Here is a 3,507-nt window from a genome sequence, read left to right on the forward strand (position 1 = left end):
GCGAAAGCCGCCAGCCGGCCCGCCTGCCCCGCCAGACCCTCCACACCCCGGCCCGACACCACCCACGGCACCACACCACCCACCGCGAACACCGGATCCGGCTGCTCCACCCCGCCGGACTCAGGCACACCCCCCGGCGCCTCCTCCAGCACGACGTGAGCGTTCGTCCCGCTGATACCGAAGGACGACACACCCGCCCGGCGCGGACGGCCCTCGACATGCGGCCACTCGACCGCGTCGGTCACCAACGACACCGCACCCGCCGACCAGTCGACGTGGGAGGAGGGCGCGTCCACGTGCAGCGTGCCCGGGACGAGGCCGTGCCGCATGGCGAGCACCATCTTCATGACGCCCGCCAGCCCGGATGCGGTCTGGGTGTGCCCGATGTTGGACTTGACCGAGCCGATGAGCAGGGGCCGGTCCTCCGGCCGGTCCTGGCCGTACGTCGCGAGCAGAGCCTGCGCCTCGATCGGGTCGCCGAGACGGGTGCCCGTGCCGTGGGCCTCCACGACGTCCACCTCCGCTGCGGTGAGTCGCGCGTCGGTGAGTGCGGCCCGGATGACTCGCTGTTGCGAGGGACCGTTGGGTGCGGTCAGGCCGTTGCTGGCACCGTCCTGGTTGACCGCCGTACCGCGTACCACCGCCAGGACGGGGTGGCCGTTGCGGCGGGCGTCGGACAGCCGCTCCAGCAGCAGTACGCCGACGCCTTCGGCGAGGGAGAATCCGTCGGCCGCCTCCGCGAAGGGCTTGCAGCGTCCGTCGGGAGCGAGACCTCGCTGCCGGCTGAAGCCGACGAACGGCGCCGGGTCGGCCATGACCATCGCGGCCCCGGCCAGCGCCATCGAGCACTCCCCGGAGCGCAGGGAACGTGCAGCCAGGTGAAGGGCGACCAGCGACGACGAGCAGGCGGTGTCGACGGTGACCGCCGGTCCTTCCAGGCCCAGGACGTAGGAGACCCGGCCCGAGGCGACGGCGGTCGAGGCACCGGTGACGAGATAGCCCTCGGTGCCGTCGGTGCTGCGGCTGAGGAGCGTGCCGTAGTTCTGGTCGGTGAGGCCGGCGAAGACGCCGGTGCGGCTGCCGCGCAGGGTCTTCGGGTCTATGCCGCCCCGCTCCAGCGCCTCCCAGGAGGTCTCCAGGAGCAGCCGCTGCTGCGGGTCCATGGCTTCGGCCTCACGCGGCGAGATGCCGAAGAAGGCCGCGTCGAACGCCGCCGCGTCGTGCAGGAACCCCCCGTGCCGGACGTAGCTGGTGCCCGCCCGGCCTGGGTCGGGGTCGTACAGCCGGGCCGTGTCCCACCCGCGGTCCTGGGGGAAGCCGGTGATGACGTCTTCCCCGGTGGTGACGACACGCCACAGGTCGTCGGGAGATCCGATCCCTCCCGGGTAGCGGCATGCCATGGCGACGACGGCGATGGGGTCGTCGCCGGCGGGGTCGCCCGGCGAACCGGCCGGGGCCTGGCCGGGCGTGGCGGCCTCGCGCGGTGTGTCACTGCCTGAGGCCAGGTCGCGCAGGTGCGCGGCGAGGGCGAGCGGGGTGGGGTGGTCGAAGACGACCGTGGTCGCGATCTTCAGTCCGGTGCGGGAAGTGAGACGGTTGCGCAGTTCCACGGCGCTCACCGAGTCGAAGCCCAACTCCTTGAAGGCGTAGGCGGCGTCGACGGCGTCCGGCGAGGAGTGGCCGAGCACGGCAGCCGCCTCGGCGCGTACGAGGTCCTGCACGAAGCGGTCGCGGTCTGCGGCGGGGAGGGCGGAGAGCCGCTCGGCGAGTGCCGTGCCTGCCGGAGTGCCGCCGGGGCCGTCGTCGTGTCCGGCGCGGGACCGGCTGCGGCCTCCCCGGCCGGTGTCCGCCCCGTTCTTCGGCTTCAGGTGGGCGATGAGCGGGGCCGAACGGGCGACGGTGAAGACGGAGACGAAGCGGGCCCAGTCGACGTCGGCGACGGCCACCACGGTGTCGTCGTTGTCCAGTGCCTGCTGGAGGGCCGCCATCGCGGGTTCGGGAGCGATGACGGGGATTCCGCGGCGGCGCAGCGGATCACGCATGTCCTCGGTGATCATGCCGCCCCCGTCCCAGGGGCCCCACGCCACCGAGAGCGCGGGCAGTCCTCGGGTCCGGCGCGCGTTCTCGGCCAGCGCGTCCAGGGTGGCGTTGGCAGCGGCGTACGCGGCGTGGTCGGCTACGCCCCAGACACCGGAAATGGAGGAGAAGAAGATCAGCGCGTCGGTCTCGGCGGGGTCCAGCAACTCGGCGAGGTTCCGGGCTCCGGCCACCTTGCCGGCCGTGACCTCGGCGAACTCGGGGAGCCCGAGGTCGTCGAGCGCTCCGAGGATGCCCACGCCGGCGGCGTGCACCACGCTCCGTACGGTACGTCCCTGCGCACGCAGGGAGCCGAGCAGCTCCCGCAACGCCGCACGGTCGGCGACATCGCAGGTGGCGACGGTCAACCGGGCGCCGAGCACGGCGACTTCGGCCTCCAGCTCCGCCAGAGCCGACGTGTCGGGGGCCCCGCGCCTGCTGACCAGGACGACGTCCTCGGCACCGCACCGGGCCAGCCACCGGGCGACGTGCGCGCCGAGCGCACCGGTGCCGCCGGTCACCAGCACCGTTCCGGTCGGGGACCAGCGGCGCACGGACGCGGACCGTCCGGCCAGGGGCGCCCGCACCAGACGCCGGACGCAGGTGGTGCCGCCGCGCAGAGCGACCTGGTCCTCCGTACCGTCACCGTGGGACGCCAGCACGGCGCAGAGGGCTGCCGCGTGGCGGTCCTCCCATCGTCCGGGCAGGTCCACCAGGCCTCCCCAGCGCTCCGGGAACTCGAGCGCCGCCACCCGGCCCAGACCCCAGACGGCGGCCTGATCCGGACGGGTCACCGGTTCATGGTCCCCGACGGCCACGGCACCCTGGGTGGCACACCACAAGGGTGCGTTCACCCCGACCCGGCCGAGGGCCTGAAGGAGGGCAACGGTGAGTGCGGCGCCGGTGGGCAGCACAGGGTGGCCAGGCACCGGACTCTCGTCCAGCCCCGTCAGGGCCAGCACGCCACGGAGCGGTGCCGTCGCATCCGCCAGCGCCTCGTCGAGTGCCACCTGCAGGGCGGCGGTCTCGGTATGGCGGGCCGTGAGCCGCAGGAGATGCACGTCGGCGCCGTGGCGGGTCAGGGCGTCGGCGACGGAGGCGGTCAGGCCGGTGCCGGCCTGCTCCCCCGCCACCACCAGCAGCCACCTGCCCCCGAGCACCACCGGCCCGACGTCCCGCCCGACCGGCTTCCACACCACCTTGTACCGCCAGCCGTCCACCGCCGACCGCGCCACCTCACCCCGACGCCAACTCGACAACACCGGCAACACCCCGGCCAACGGCGCACTGTCGGCCAACCCGAGCGTCCCGGCAAGCCCCTCCAGATCCTCCCGCTCGACCGCCTCCCAGAACCGGCCATCCACCCGCGAACCAGACGACGGCACCACGGTCAGGCTCTTCTCCAACCAGTACCGGCGGTGCTGGAAGGCA

The 3,507-nt window shown here is 73.7% G+C and carries 1 protein-coding gene; it reads right to left on the reverse strand.

Annotated features, from left to right (window positions below):
* Positions 1–3,507, reverse strand: a 3,507-nt coding sequence (locus AQJ66_RS36485; protein ID WP_159052712.1) for an SDR family NAD(P)-dependent oxidoreductase, incomplete at both ends; no start/stop codon positions are given.

Source organism: Streptomyces bungoensis, from assembly GCF_001514215.1.
Classification (GTDB): Bacteria; Actinomycetota; Actinomycetes; order Streptomycetales; family Streptomycetaceae; genus Streptomyces; species Streptomyces bungoensis.